Source organism: Psychrobacter jeotgali (assembly GCF_904846315.1).
Lineage (GTDB): Bacteria > Pseudomonadota > Gammaproteobacteria > Pseudomonadales > Moraxellaceae > Psychrobacter > Psychrobacter jeotgali.
This window is the reverse complement of sequence record NZ_CAJHAF010000001.1, coordinates 2,031,213-2,045,384: the sequence shown is the minus strand read 5'-3', so window position 1 is coordinate 2,045,384 and position 14,172 is coordinate 2,031,213. Positions and strand designations below refer to the sequence as shown.

12 protein-coding genes are annotated in these 14,172 nt (G+C 43.4%); 7 read left to right on the top strand and 5 right to left on the bottom strand.

The window, feature by feature from the left end; all coding sequences use genetic code 11:
* Positions 1-31: 31 nt before the first annotated feature.
* The 3 genes from clpP to rdgB form a co-directional block, all read right to left on the bottom strand.
* Complete coding sequence (clpP, locus tag JMX18_RS08365) at positions 32-667, bottom strand: ATP-dependent Clp endopeptidase proteolytic subunit ClpP (RefSeq protein ID WP_201588297.1); 636 nt, start codon at positions 665-667, stop codon at positions 32-34.
* A gap of 355 nt (positions 668-1,022) precedes the next feature.
* Positions 1,023-2,360, bottom strand: a complete 1,338-nt coding sequence (tig, locus tag JMX18_RS08360; protein WP_201586780.1) for a trigger factor — start codon at positions 2,358-2,360, stop codon at positions 1,023-1,025.
* A 339-nt stretch (positions 2,361-2,699) separates the two neighbouring features.
* A complete protein-coding gene (gene rdgB, locus JMX18_RS08355) occupies positions 2,700-3,377 on the bottom strand; it encodes an RdgB/HAM1 family non-canonical purine NTP pyrophosphatase (protein WP_201586779.1) in 678 nt (225 codons plus the stop codon).
* A 371-nt stretch (positions 3,378-3,748) separates the two neighbouring features.
* Between rdgB and JMX18_RS08350 the strand changes: the two genes are divergently transcribed.
* Positions 3,749-4,378: a superoxide dismutase gene (locus tag JMX18_RS08350; protein WP_201586773.1), complete on the top strand. Its 630-nt coding sequence runs from the start codon at positions 3,749-3,751 to the stop codon at positions 4,376-4,378.
* A 327-nt stretch (positions 4,379-4,705) separates the two neighbouring features.
* Here the strand turns inward: JMX18_RS08350 and JMX18_RS08345 are convergent, their stop codons facing one another.
* Together JMX18_RS08345 and JMX18_RS08340 are read right to left on the bottom strand one after the other, a co-directional pair.
* Complete coding sequence (locus JMX18_RS08345; RefSeq protein ID WP_201586771.1) at positions 4,706-5,524, bottom strand: DUF72 domain-containing protein; 819 nt, start codon at positions 5,522-5,524, stop codon at positions 4,706-4,708.
* 128 nt (positions 5,525-5,652) lie between these two features.
* The gene (locus JMX18_RS08340) at positions 5,653-6,693 is read right to left on the bottom strand and encodes a polyprenyl synthetase family protein (RefSeq protein WP_201586769.1); all 1,041 of its coding nucleotides are present in this window, start codon (positions 6,691-6,693) and stop codon (positions 5,653-5,655) included.
* Positions 6,694-7,321: 628 nt separating this feature from the next.
* Between JMX18_RS08340 and fadB the strand changes: the two genes are divergently transcribed.
* From fadB to JMX18_RS08310, 6 genes are all read left to right on the top strand, one after another.
* The gene (gene fadB, locus JMX18_RS08335) at positions 7,322-9,481 is read left to right on the top strand and encodes a fatty acid oxidation complex subunit alpha FadB (RefSeq protein ID WP_201586767.1); all 2,160 of its coding nucleotides are present in this window, start codon (positions 7,322-7,324) and stop codon (positions 9,479-9,481) included.
* 125 nt (positions 9,482-9,606) lie between these two features.
* Positions 9,607-10,779, top strand: a complete 1,173-nt coding sequence (fadA, locus tag JMX18_RS08330) for an acetyl-CoA C-acyltransferase FadA (RefSeq protein WP_201586765.1) — start codon at positions 9,607-9,609, stop codon at positions 10,777-10,779.
* A gap of 176 nt (positions 10,780-10,955) precedes the next feature.
* A complete protein-coding gene (locus JMX18_RS08325; protein ID WP_201586758.1) occupies positions 10,956-11,753 on the top strand; it encodes an acetoin reductase in 798 nt (265 codons plus the stop codon).
* 224 nt (positions 11,754-11,977) lie between these two features.
* A complete protein-coding gene (locus tag JMX18_RS08320; RefSeq protein ID WP_201586756.1) occupies positions 11,978-12,553 on the top strand; it encodes an isochorismatase family protein in 576 nt (191 codons plus the stop codon).
* A gap of 228 nt (positions 12,554-12,781) precedes the next feature.
* Positions 12,782-13,327 carry a DUF1287 domain-containing protein gene (locus JMX18_RS08315; protein ID WP_201586755.1) on the top strand — a complete coding sequence of 182 codons (546 nt, stop codon included), beginning with the start codon at positions 12,782-12,784 and terminating at the stop codon, positions 13,325-13,327.
* Positions 13,328-13,501: 174 nt separating this feature from the next.
* A complete protein-coding gene (locus JMX18_RS08310) occupies positions 13,502-14,155 on the top strand; it encodes an HD domain-containing protein (RefSeq protein ID WP_201586753.1) in 654 nt (217 codons plus the stop codon).
* Positions 14,156-14,172 lie beyond the last annotated feature (17 nt).

Genomic DNA, 14,172 nt, shown 5'->3' with positions numbered 1-14,172 from the left:
AAGTACAGCCTGCCTTTAACTTCTTTATACCTTATAACGACGTAGGACGACGCTCAAGTACTTCGTCAACTAAACCGTATTCTTTAGCTTCTTTAGCATCTAACCAAAAGTCACGCTCAACGTCTTTTTCGATTTTCTCTAAAGGTTGACCCGTACGCTCAGCCAAAATCTCATTTAAGCGAGCACGAGTTTTTAGAATCTCGCGGGCGTTAATCTCGATATCGGTAGCTTGACCTTGAGCGCCGCCTGAAGGCTGATGAATCATCACGCGCGAGTTGGCCAGGGCATAACGTTTGCCTTTTTCGCCTGCGGCTAACAAGAATGAGCCCATGCTATAAGCACCGCCCATACAAATGGTAGAAACTTCAGGTTTGATAAAGTTCATCGTATCAAAGATAGCCAAACCGGCGCTCACTGAACCGCCTGGCGAGTTGATATATAAATGAATATCTTTGTCAGGGTTTTCAGCTTCTAAGAATAGCAACTGCGCTACGATAAGGTTAGCCATGTGGTCTTCAACCTGACCGGTCAAAAAGATAACACGCTCACGGAGTAGGCGTGAGAAAATATCGAATGAGCGTTCACCGCGTGAAGACTGCTCAACCACCATCGGAACTAAAGCGCTTTGAATATTTTGCGCGCCTTGAGTTTCATTGTGGGCACTCATCAGCATATCAAAATGCGGGTTAGCGGTAATGCGATCATAATCTGTCATAGAAAGGTCCTATTGATAAATTTATAAGTAAGGATTTAAAAATTGATTTAATAAGTATAATGGTATGGTAGACCAGCCAATAATAAATGTGGTTATGGTAACTTTTTTAGGATAACAATAATAACGTTTTAATGTGAAAAATAATAAATTATCCCCTCTTAATAAGGGGTCTGTCTGCACTTATCAAGGGCTAGGCCAGTAATCACCATAAAAAATGCCCTAACAATAGGGTTAGGGCATTGATAAGTTGTTAATCTGATATTAAGGCTTAAAAATATTTTTAAACCTCAGTACAAAAAATGCTAACTTACATAGCTTGCTGCTGCTGAGCGGCTAATAGATCTTGATAGCTGACTTCTTTATCGGTTACTTTACCTTGATCGATAATATAATCAACGACTTGGTCTTCTAGCACTACAGACTCAATGTTGGCACGTTGCTGCTGATCATTGGTATAGTACTCGATAACTTCTGCTGGATCTTCGTAGTTCTCAGCGGCTTCTTTGATGAAGTTCTCTACGCGATCTTGATCCACTTCGATGCCTTTGGTGTCGATTAGACGAGCAACGATGATACCAAGACGGGCAGCACGTAGCGCTTGCTCTTCAAACAGTTCATTTGGCAGCATGTCTTTATCGAAAGCATCGGTGTTGCCGCCGAACTGCTGGGCAAAACGCTGCATCATCATATTGCGCTGACGCTCAATCTCTTGCTCTAGCATCGCACTTGGGACGTCAAACTCGTTCTTTTCTAGTAGGGCGTCAAAAGCAGCTTGCTTAACTTGGCTACGCGCTGCATTTTTAATCTCGCGTTCCATGTTTTTACGCACGTCTTCTTTTAACTTCTCAACGCCACCTTCAGTCACGCCGAACAGCTCAAGGAACTCATCGTCGATTTCAGGTAGTTTAGATCTTTCCACTAGTTTTACATTGATTTTGAACTGGGCTTCTTTACCGGCCAAGTTCTCTGCTTGATAGTCTTCTGGAAAGGTCACGTCGATGACTTTTTCTTCGCCAGCTTTCATACCTTTGATACCGGCTTCAAAGCCTGGAATCATCTGGTTGCTACCGATAATAAGTTTAAAGTCTTCGGCACTGCCGCCTTCAAACTTCTCGCCATCGATTGAGCCTTCAAAGTCAAAAGTAACTTGGTTGTCTTTGGCAGCCATACCTTTTTTCTCAACGAACTCAGCACGCTGCTTTTGTAAGTTTTCGATCATAGTATCGACATCTTCGTCATTGACAGTAGCGGTATGACGCTCAACTTCGATCTCATCGATACCTTGTACTTCAACTTCTGGGAAGATCTCAACGGTCGCTTGATAAACTAAGAAATCGTCTTCAAGTTTAACATCATCAATGTTTGGCATACCTACAGCGCGGATGTCTTCGGCTTTAATGGCTTCAAATACGGTGTCACGGATCACATCGTTGATGACTTCTTGCTGAATGCCAGCGCCATACTGTGAGCGGATATGCGACATGGGTACTTTGCCTTTACGGAAACCATCAATTTTAGCGGTTCTCGCAACTTGGCTGATACGTCCTTCGACTTTGTTCTGAATTTTTTCGACAGGAACTTTAACGGTCAGCTGAGTTTCTTTATCAGATAACTTGTTGGTGGTGATTTGTAAATCTGTGGCCATGTTAGTTACACCTTTAGGATTAAAATAATTGGCAATCGCGCTGCAAATACCTACGCATTATGTTGATTGCCGCTGGAATGAATAGGGGATATCAATAAGCCGTAATCGGTATCCAATTATGAGATAAATAATGCGTTTGGCAATCACCAACCACATTACCGATAGCCTTCATTGAGTATCAGTAATAAACCACCACTAAACCCCAATATAGCTTTAGGATGAGTAAAAGGGATAAATAGTAGCTAATAATAAAATTTCAAAAGTAGAACAGTATAATCTATCTGTTAATTAAAGTAAAAATTATCTGTTTTATAAGGAGTCAATTATTTATGCTAACCGTCACGTGTTACTTTTGAGCTGAATCGACTGTAATAGCTGTGCCATGGCTTGCCCGCGATGGCTCATTTTGTTTTTGTCAGTAGCGCTCATGCTAGCGGCGGTTGATTTTAATTCAGGTAACCAAAATAATGGATCATAGCCAAAGCCGCCATCACCCATTGGTGCTTCCAATATCTCGCCCTGCCATAAGCCTTGGGCTATGATGGGCAGTGGGTCGTCGGCATGACGCACCATAGCCAATACGCAGACGAACATCCCTTTTATGGAAGTGTTGGGGTTTTGCACTCGTATAGGTTGTAAGTCTTCGATAAGTTTGGCGTTATTTTTGGCATCATCGCCGTGGACACCCGCATAGCGTGCCGAATGAATCCCCGGTGCATTACCCAAAGCTGGTACACACAAGCCTGAATCATCAGCGATAGCGGGCAGGCCACTGCTACGGCTGGCATGACGTGCTTTTATAATGGCATTTTCCACAAAGCTCAAACCATCTTCAATAGCATCTTCGATATTAAGCTCACCTTGCGGCATAATAGTCACGTCTAAGTTAGCGGCGGCAAATAATCGTTTAAACTCCGCAAGCTTACCTTTATTGTTGCTAGCAAGTACCCATTTTTGAGCTGAGGGGTGTTTAGATAAAGAGTTTTGAGAGTGCTGCTGAGACAAAGAACTACGCATAGATGATATTCCGTAATATAAGGCTTTAATAATATTTATTGGCTATTTTAAACGGCTAACCCTAGAATAGCTAATAGCACCGATGATACGCTCTATAACATTCGGTAACGGATATTCATCCGCCCTTTTGTTATACTAGTCGGCAAGCTACAGTGAATGATAGCTTATAGCTTGTGAATCTAAAGTTAACTATGTTTTTCAAGTTAGCTTTATCACAGTGTGCGCAAGCACATAAAGCGATAACCCTTATTCATCAACAATAAACTCAGCCAATTTAGTCCGATATTATGCGTTGTTGCATGATTGCAATATCATCCAAACATCATAAACTGGGCTAAACGAGCAAGGACAAAATAAAGGATAAAATAACTATGTCAAAGATTAATTTACCAGAACTACCTTATGCAAAAGATGCGTTAGAGCCACATATCAGTGCTGAAACGCTAGAATATCACCACGACAAGCACCATGCTGCTTACGTTAATAAGCTTAATGAGTTGCTACCGGGTTCAGGTTTAGAAGGCAAGACATTGCCAGAGATCATCGAAGCGACTGCGAAAGATGACAGCAAGCAAACGATGTTCAACCAAGCAGCGCAAGTATGGAACCATACATTCTACTGGAACTGCATGACGCCAAAAAATGGTGGCGGTGAGCCAACAGGCGATCTAAAAGGCAAAATCGAAGAAGATTTTGGTAGCTATGAGAAGTTCCGTGAAGAGTTCAAAAACGCAGCAACGTCACAGTTTGGTTCAGGTTGGGCATGGCTAGTTGCTGACAAAGTAGGCGGCAAACTGTCTATCGCTAAGACTGGCAACGCTGATAACCCATTAGCTCACGGTCAAGTAGCGGTACTAACTTGTGACGTGTGGGAACATGCGTACTACATCGATTATCGCAACCGTCGTCCTGACTATGTTGACACGTTCCTAGACAAGCTAGTGAACTGGGACTACGCGAATGCGAAGTATAAAGGTCAAGATGCTGGTGTTGAAGAGTAATATTTAAAACTTAAGTATTTGATTAATAAAAAAGGACGCTGAGAGGCGTCCTTTTTTTTTGGTTTGATTTTGGAAGTGGTTGTAGGGTGTGGTTAGCGCAGCGTAACCTGAGAGCCGTAAAAACGGAGCACTGCTTCGTTAGGCTTGCAAGGAAAATACTTTAAATAGGATTTTTCATTAAAGTTAATTAGAATCTCAAAACGGTGGGTTACGCTTTATCTGCATTCTCTACGAGGATTTGATAAAACTAACCGCACCCTACGCAGCGATATTTGTTAGATTATTAAGCATTAATATTGTAGTTTTAAAGGTGCGCAAGGCGACACCCTACAACACTTCAAAGTTATGCGCGATTAACGCCTCTCTTAACATCGCAATATTATAATAAGCATGCGCGTTAACTGTATTCTGGAAGAATATATATAAAGTATCAAAATGCTGGCGCTGATTGGCAATCGCTTGTGCCCAGTCCTGCATTTCCACCTCAGTGTAGCGATAATCGTGGCGGTCGGCGGCGCTCATGGCATCCCACCAGTTTAGATTATTGCCATGCATACGCAAATAACCGGTACGTTGGGTAAAGATCAATCTCGACGGTGGTAATCCACTGACTTTGGGGTAATCAACGCTACACCAAATTAGACCTTGCTCCTTGAAGCTATCAACAACTTGCGGGGTATGCCAGCCATTGTGGCGAAACTCGACTGCCAGCGGATAATCTTGAAACCAGCTGACCAAATTGGCAAGATAAAGCCGGTGCTGGCGGGTGCGATCAAAACCGTGAGGGAACTGAAGTAGTAGGGGTGCAAGACAATCCGCTTTTATTAAAGGCATTAAAGCATTGAGAAAAGCTTGCGCATGCTCGCTTGTGCCCTTCCTAGCATGAGTAAAGTCTTGATGTAGTTTCACTGCAAATTTGAGTTCACTATCGGCTTGCACATAAGCCTTATTGACCATACCCGCAAAGGCTTTTTGACCGATAGGCGCATAAAAGCTGCTATTAATCTCGACGGCGCCGTATTGCTTAGCATACTCGCGCAGAAAGTCCGCCTTTTTGGTGCCTTTTGGGTAAAGCGTGCCGAGCAGGTCAGTGTCGCTATAGCCGCCAGTGCCAAGGTAAATACACGGGGAGGGGATAGTGTTCATTTAGGGTGCTTATTACCATTTTTAATTATAGTTGAGTCGCTTCAAAAGCGTTAGCGTTCAGCAGTACGTTTAAATCTACATAACCGTTTTACTTTCAACTGACTATATTATAGTTGGTTGGATAAGATCTATTTTTTCCTTGCCCAAAGCCACTCTATCAACGCCAGCAGCACATTGCTATCCTTGTTGCCGCCAAGCTCACGAGTAACGGCATTACGCCCTTCATCGAATAGCGATTGGGCGTAGTCTTTGGCGGCGTCTACGCCCATAAATTTAACGTAGGTCGATTTATCCAGCTTTTCGTCACTGCCGGCAGGTTTACCCAAAGCGTCGGTGCTGGTAGTGACATCTAAAATATCATCCTGCACCTGAAAGGCGAGACCGATATGCTGAGCACAGTCTTCTAGAGCCATGCGCTGCGGCGCAGTTGCACCTGCACAAATCCCGCCCATCAGCATTGCTGCTTCAATCAAAGCGCCAGTTTTGTCACGGTGGATAGCCTCCAAGTCCGTTTGGGTAATATCGCTACTTGCTTCAGCATTTAGGTCTAGCATTTGACCGGCGACCATGCGCCGAGCTCGTGGCGCAAATACCGCTGATAATTTGCTGGCTATTTCTGCATCAAAGGGCGCAAAGGTTGGCATTTCAGCAGTTAATACTTCAAAGGCTAAGGTCTGTAGCATATCCCCTGCCAATAACGCTGTAGCTTCGTCAAAGACAATGTGAGCGGTTGGCTGTCCACGGCGCAAATCGTCGTCATCCATACAAGGCAGATCATCATGTACCAACGAATAGGTGTGCAATAACTCCACGGCTAATGCCGCTCGCCGGCACATATCGTAGCGTGAATCATCGTCTAAAAGCGTGATTAAATCATTATCGATAGCCGTATCTGGCAGATTTATGGTATCCGTACTTTTATGGGCATTTTCATTAATAGTATTATCAATATTTGCGGTACTACTAGCAAAGCTACTAGCAACCAACAATGGTCTTACCAGTTTGCCTTGTCCGGTCATCACATAACGACAAGCCTCTGCCAATGGACTAGGTAAATTAGCATAGGCAAATAGCACCTCGATGTCTTGTGCCAGCTGGGCACGTAAGGCGCTATGAAATTGCTCAAAAGTATTAAAAGGGGTGAAACGCGGCAAAGAAGAAACAGACATAACTCAACCAACCAAAAGGTGAATAGATAAAGTAGCGATAAAAACAGATTTCTTGCTAGTTTAGCATGATAGCAGATAAGGCTTGCACGCTTACTTTGCGGGTTGTTCGTTTTGGTTACGTATTGGTGATTTAACTTAGGCGCTGAATATGTTTTGATAAAGGGATTAGCAAATAACTTAAAATGAATATTTTGGATTGTTAACAGACGCTAGTTAAACCATAAAATGGACTTATCATAAGATAAATAGCGGCTATGAATTTAAGAGTGACTTACGAGTCTGGTATTAGCTTGTGACAGCGGGGGGCATAATCCCCTACACTAATTAGCGATACAGGCTAGCTGTAGACTACTTATGAGCTATCAGTTGGTTAAAGCCCGTTATCGGTTGACTGGTTAATATTAGTTGTCATTTAACTAAAGCCACCTACTTCATATAACAAGGCAGCGCTGCATGTGGCGCTGAATAATAAAAACTTTATCACTGTTTAATAGGCTAAGCTATTAATCCAATAAGCTTACCTATTAACCGTGTTATTAACTGTTCTACTACCCATAACCAGCTACTCATTTTACTTTTAGAAGTAGCTTTTATTATGTAATTTTTACTATACAGCAAGGAGTTCCAAATGGTATATCAAGGAAATCGCATCACTGTAAGCATGCTAGAGGATGGCATTGCCAATATGCAGTACAATGCCGAAAACGAAAGCGTGAACAAATTTGATGCTGAAACCAATAAGCAATTTGGTGAAGCCATCAGCGCTTTAGAAAAGGCTGACGACGTTAAAGGTTTGATCGTCACTTCAGCTAAAGGCGTATTTATTGCTGGTGCTGACATCACTGAGTTCGTAGGTTCTTTTAAGCAGCCAGAGAATGAGATCAAAGACTGGGTTATTAATATTAACAACGATTTCAATCGTTTTGAAGACCTGCCGTTCCCAAAAGTTGCCGCAATTAATGGTGCCGCACTGGGCGGTGGTTGTGAGATGACGCTGGTTTGTGAATACCGCGTTATGAGCGAAAAAGCTACGATTGGTCTGCCAGAAACTCAATTAGGTATCTTCCCAGGGTTTGGCGGTACGGTACGTAGTACCCGTGTCATCGGTATCGATAATGCGCTTGAATTAATTGCCACTGGTAAACCTAAAAAGCCACTAGAAGCGCTAAAATTAGGCTTGGTTGACGCTACTGTCGCTGCTGACGATCTACAAGATGCGGCCGTTGACTTGGTTAAAAAGTGCATCTCAGGTGAGCTTGATTGGCAAGCGAAGCGTGAAGAGAAGCTAAACCCAGTTAAACTAAACCAGCTTGAGCAAGCGATGGCATTCAACAGTGCTAAAGGTATGATCTTTGCCAAAGCCAATCCAAAGCAATATCCGGCGCCAGCTTTAGCTATCGAAGCTATCGAAAAGCACGTTAATCTGCCCCGTGATAAAGCTATCGAAGTTGAAGCGACTTATTTCGCCAAAGCAGCCAAAACCCCACAGGCGGAGAGCTTGGTTGGTCTATTCTTAAACGATCAACTGGTCAAAAAACTAGCCAAAAAACACAGCAAGCAAGCGCACGATATCAATGAAGCCGCTGTATTAGGTGCCGGTATCATGGGCGGCGGTATCGCTTATCAAGCGGCGAGCAAAGGCTTGCCAATCATTATGAAAGACATCAAATCTGAGCAATTAGATTTGGGTATGGGCGAGGCCAGCAAGCTGTTAGGTAAAATGGTCGATCGCGGCAGAATGACCCCAGCAAAAATGGGCGAAACCCTAAGCCGTATTCGTCCTACTTTGAATTATGGCGACTTTGCTGAAACTGATATCGTTATCGAAGCGGTGGTAGAGAATCCAAAAGTTAAGCACGCCGTACTCAAAGAAGTAGAAGGGTTGGTGAAGAAAGATGCGATTCTAGCCTCTAACACCTCGACTATTTCTATCACCCATTTAGCAACGGTGCTTGAGCGTCCTGAGAACTTCGTGGGTATGCACTTCTTTAACCCAGTACATCGTATGCCACTGGTCGAAGTCATTCGTGGTGAGAAATCATCTGAAGAAGCCATCGCTACTACCGTGGCGCTAGCTAGCAAAATGGGTAAAGTACCGGTTGTGGTTAATGATTGCCCAGGCTTCCTTGTGAACCGTGTGTTATTCCCGTACTTTGGTGCGTTTGATTTATTGCTTAAAGAAGGCGCTGACTTCGTCCATGTTGACAAAGTTATGGAAAAATTCGGCTGGCCAATGGGCCCAGCTTATCTAATCGACGTGGTCGGTTTGGATACCGGTGTGCACGGCGCAGAAGTGATGGCGGAAGGTTTCCCTGATCGCATGAAGCCTGACTATAAAGGTGCCATCGAGCATCTGTATGAAAATGAGCGTTTGGGTCAGAAAAACGGTGTTGGTTTCTATAAATATGAGACTGACAAGCGTGGTAAGCCGAAAAAAGTTGCTGATGAAGCCACTTATGAGCTGCTAAAAACCACTACGGATAGCGACAAGCAAGAATTCGATGATCAAACGATTATCGACCGCACTATGCTGGCTTTCTGTAATGAAACTGTACGCTGCTTAGAAGATAATATCGTAGATACCCCTGCTGAGGCTGATATGGCGATGATTATGGGCGTTGGTTTCCCACCATTCCGTGGTGGTCCTTGCCGTTACATCGATCAGATGGGTCTAGAGAACTACTTAGCGCTATGTGAAAAGTATGCTCATCTTGGCAAAGCCTATGAAGCCCCGCAAAAGATTCGTGATATGGCAGCTGCTGGTGAGACCTTTTACCCAACAGCATAATAAGGCTCGTATCTATATATAGCATATTAGGATAAGTGCCGTACGCGCTCTGTGGTAGATGACTATTGATAATCATCATAAAGCGCCTACGGCTACTGACAATAAAAAATTAAAAGGAAGATAGTATGACAACTTTAAGTCCAAAAGACGTAGTCATCGTAGACGGTGTACGCTCAGCGATGGGTAAATCAAAAAACGGTATGTTCCGCCATGTGCGTGCTGATAGCTTATCAGCTGAGTTGGTACGTGCACTAGTTGAGCGCAATGACTTTGATCCAAAAGATGTTGAAGACATTATTTGGGGCTGTGTTAACCAAACCCTAGAGCAAGGTCTGAACATCGGTCGCAATATCGGTTTACTAGCAGGTATTCCCAAGACTACCGGCGGTCAAACGGTTAACCGTCTATGCGGCTCATCAATGCAAGCGCTGCACACTGCGGCTGCACAAATCATGACCAATCAAGGTGATACCTTCATCATTGGTGGTGTCGAGCACATGGGTCACGTCGGGATGATGCACGGCGTTGATTTGAACCCTGAGGCTTCCAAGCATTATGCTAAAGCCTCAAACATGATGGGCTTGACCGCTGAGATGCTCGGCCGTATGAATAACGTTAGCCGCGAAGAGCAAGATGCTTTTGGTCTTGAGTCGCATCGCCGAGCTTGGGAGGCGACTACTGAAGGCCGTTTTGATAATGAAATAGTCGGTATCGAAGGCCATGATGAAGCGGGTCGCCTGCAGCTTTGTACCGTTGATGAAGTGATTCGTCCGGATGCTACTATCGAGCAAATGCAAAAACTACGTCCAGCCTTTGATCCTAAAGGTGGTACGGTCACTGCAGCGACTTCATCAGCTCTATCTGATGGTGCCTCAGCAATGCTGGTTATGAGCGCGCAAAAGGCCAAAGACTTAGGTCTGAAGCCACGGGCACGCATTCGCAGTATGGCTATTGCCGGTTGTGACGCGGCTATTATGGGTTATGGTCCAGTACCCGCCAGCCAAAAAGCACTTAAACGTGCTGGCATGAGCCTTGATGATATTCAAACTATCGAGCTGAACGAAGCCTTTGCGGCGCAAAGCTTATCTGTACTAAAAGCTATGAACCTGCAAGATAAGCAAGATATCGTCAATATCAATGGTGGCGCCATTGCCTTAGGTCATCCACTAGGCTGTTCAGGCGCACGTATTACGGTGACCTTGCTAAACGCTATGGAGCAGATGGATACTGAGATTGGTCTAGCCACTATGTGTATCGGTCTCGGTCAAGGTATTGCTACGGTTATTGAGCGTGTGTAAGATTTATTGCTTTCTAGTGATGAAATAGCTTTTTACGTTTAATAGCTAAGCCTCCAATTGTAACGATTGGGGGCTTTTTGGTGTATGTTGTTGGTTTTTCGACAATAGTTGATTATGAAAGTGTTATGCTTTAAGAACATATCTCAATACTAAATCATAAAAACAAGGAGTCAATTATGTCAGCTAATGAAACAACATCAACCCCTAAAAAAGTGGCGGTTATTACGGGTTCAGCAGTAGGATTAGGGAATTCTATTGCAACACGATTAGCCAATGACGGTTTCAAAATCGTATTGCATGATATTGATAAAGAGAATCTCAAACAAGCAGAAAAGAAACTTAGAGATTCTGGTTTTGAGGTTACTGCGGTAGTAGGCGATGTCTCAAGTCGGGATGATCAGTTTAACTTAGTAAAACAGGCGGTAGATAAGTTCGGTCAGATAGATGTCTTCGTTAATAACGCTGGCGTCGAGTCGGTAGCACCTTTTCTAGATATTGAAGAGTCTGAAATCGATAAACTATTCAATGTTAATATAAAAGGAGTCATCTTCGGTACGCAAGCGGCTGCTGAGCAGATGAAGCAGCAAGATGGTGTCGGCAAGATCATAAATGCTTGTAGTATTGCCGGTCATGAGTCCTATGAGATGTTGAGTCTGTACTGCGCTACTAAATTTGCGGTACGCTCTTTTACTTACGCCACTGCGAAAGAGTTGGCTGAGTATGATATTCGAGTCAATGCTTATTGCCCAGGAGTCGCTGATACGCCGATGTGGGAGCGCATCGATCAAGCGTTCGTCGATCATAAAGGCTATGAGCCAAAGCAGGCATGGAACGAGTTTACAGGTGGAATCTTAGTAGGTCGTCCTCAGCAGCCTGAAGATGTCGCAAACTTAGTTTCATTTTTAGCATCGAAGGATGCAGACTATATCACCGGACAAACGATTCTTACCGATGGCGGTATGGTGTTCAGATAAGGTTAGACGTTAACTTAAGATAACGAAAATATATAGACTTAAATTGAAAAACAAAGGTTTTACATTAATTGTAGAGCCTTTTTCTTTTATTAAGAGAGCTTATCTCATTGACGCCTTCATTAAACTGTGACTAAATAAGAGAGCTTATATAAAAAATTTACAAAGTATAAATTCACAACACAGCAGTCTATAGCGCGCCGCTGTAGCCGTACAAGGAGTGTACTATGCCTACCATGATTACTGATCGCACCTATCGTATCGTCCGTGAAAACACCCAAGCCATGCTCATCGATGTGCAAGAGCGCTTGACGCCCCATATCTTTGATAACGAGAATATCGTCAAAAAGATAACGACCTTGATTAAAGGCTTACAAGCGTTAGACGTCCCCATTATGCTCAACGAACAATACAAAAAAGGTCTGGGTGAAACGCTACCTGAGATATACGACCTGTTAGACGATACAAATAATAAGAGCTTTGAGAAAGTCACTTTTAGTGCCTGTGATAATGATGACTCATGGAATCACCTTGCCCAGCAAAATCGTAGTATTGTCTTATTATTCGGAACCGAAGCCCACGTTTGTGTTATGCAAACTGCGCTTGATTTGCTTGATAACGGCATGCAGCCAGTTATCATTGGTGATGCGGTTGGCTCAAGGTTCCCTTATGATAAAAAGCAAGCCATTCGCCGTATTCGCCGTGCTGGCGGGGTGATTAGCACTGTTGAATCAATCTTGTTTGAGCTGTGTCGAAGTAGTAAAGACCCAGCGTTCAAAACCATTAGTAATTTGATTAAGTAATAGTAATAGTTTGGCTAAGCAGTAAAAACACTCAATAGTCCAAACATCCTATCGATTAAATGAGAAGGTTTTAAGATAAGTAAAAATAAAGCTAGCGCATTCTCATTCTTCGCCAGCCTCAATAAAGCTAGCTAAGCCAGAAAGCAATATAATCAAGGTAATGTAATGAATAGGGCAAGGGCAAAGCAGTACGGCTTAAAATACCTTTTAATAACTGTGTTTTCAGTAATGTTGATACAACCAGTCAACGCTGCAAGCCCTATTAGTAGCGGGAGTAAGTTAGCTCTAGATGCCAAAAAGCAAATCGGGGTAACGGTCAGTTATGATCCTGCCTATCGTAACCTTGAATTTCCGCGCGGCGATGTGCCGCAAAATACGGGCGTTTGTACCGATGTCATTGTTCGCGCTTATCGTTTGCAAAATATTGATCTGCAACAGCGGGTCAACGTTGATATGAAGTCAAATTGGTCAGCCTATCCAAAGAACTGGGGGCTGAAATCAACTGATAGGAATATCGACCATCGCCGTGTACCCAATTTAGAAGCATTTTTTGAGCGTTATGGGCAGTCACTATCCACCACTGATAAAAATAGTTTTAAAACGGGCGATATCGTGACTTGGCGTTTGCCGAATGGCAATCTACCGCATATAGGAATCGTTTCAAATCATAAAGCTGCTGATGGCACACCATTAATTATTCATAATATCGGACGGGGCACTCAAGAGGAAAACATCTTGTTTGCTTATCCTATTCATCATCACTTTCGTTATTAGCGCTCTTGCTTGAAATTTGGCTTATAGTTGCTAAAAGGTGGGTTAGTTTTAGTTTACTCTTAGAAAGAGTGTTGGCTAGAATTAGTCCCATTTTTTATGGGTATTGTTTGACTAAAAACGCTGATAGCGATACCTTAGCTCGCATTACAATACTGACTATAAATAGGCTTTCTAATGGCAACCACCCTTTCTGCTATAACTGATAAAGTAATCAAAACTAATAAAACCAATCGCCATATTGACATGAGCAACATAACTGACTTTCTATTAGAGCTTGATGCGTTAAAACATGTCAATCGTCGTAATCACATCACCGCAAATGATGCTGGTAGGGTGCGAGTAGAGAACTCAGCCGAACATTCATGGCATCTGGCAATGGCTTGTTGGTCGATAGCTGAATTATTTGAGTTGGACGTGAATCTTGAAACCTTACTAAAAATGGCCTTGGTGCACGATTTGGGTGAGATTGACGCTGGCGATACCTTTTTATATGCTAGCGCCCGCAGTCATGCGCATATCAAAGAGCGTGACGGGATCGCACGGCTGCAAGCGCAGCAAGGTAATGGGATTGATAACTTAAGTGAGATTTGGGAAGCGCAGGAAACAGGCAATAGCATCGAGGCGCAACTCCTAAAAGTAGTCGATCGGCTACTGCCTTTTTTACTGAATATAAATACCCAAGGTAAAACGTGGATAGAGCTTGGTATCAAGCGCTCACAAGTGGCTGGAGCTCATGCTTTTATCGCCGATACTTTTCCTGAGGTACACCTTTGGCTAGCGGCACAAATTGAGTATGCTACCCAGCAAGGCTGGTTGATTGATGACTAAGTTTCAAGTTTGAGTTT